1 pseudogene is annotated in these 577 nt (G+C 56.8%); it reads left to right on the plus strand.

From position 1 onward, the window contains the following. Positions 1–259: 259 nt before the first annotated feature. Positions 260–577 (plus strand): annotated as a pseudogene (locus HV670_RS30420) (2-hydroxyhepta-2,4-diene-1,7-dioate isomerase); the annotation flags it as partial.

Consider the following 577-nt stretch of genomic DNA (forward strand, 5'->3'; position numbering starts at 1 on the left):
GAACCCGGATCGCATCGACAACCAGGACGGCGCCCCACAGCGCAGTAACCAGGAGCGAAAAGCCGCCTGAGATTTAATCGTCGAGGCGACAACTACCTTGAAAATTTCCGTGGATGCCGCTTCGGCCGATCGTCCGTGCGCCGCTTCGGGAGTCTTATCGTTTCTGCGCGAAGAGGGTTGGTTCGACCCGACGTGTCTTCGGACGGGCGCACATTGAAGAACATATTCATTAACCTTTCTTTTTGAAGTCGAAACGACCATGAAACTTTTACGATACGGCCCCGCGGGGTACGAACTCCCGGGACTTTTGGACGCGATGGGCAATGTGCGATCCTTGCGCCCCATCGTGCGGGACATCGACAGTGATGTGCTTTCTCCCGAGGGGTTGCGTTTCCTCAGTGCACTTGATTCGAGCAAGTTGCCTTTGGTCGATCAGCCCGGGCGACTCGGTTCGCCGCTTGCTAGCGTTCGCGAAATCATCGCGATTGGGCTCAACTATCGTGAGCACGCGAGGGAATCAGGTCTCGCGATTCCAGTCGAGCCAGTGGTGTTCGCGAAGTCCACGTCGTCCATCAGT

It is taken from the genome of Pararobbsia alpina (genome assembly GCF_902859895.1).
GTDB lineage: Bacteria > Pseudomonadota > Gammaproteobacteria > Burkholderiales > Burkholderiaceae > Pararobbsia > Pararobbsia alpina.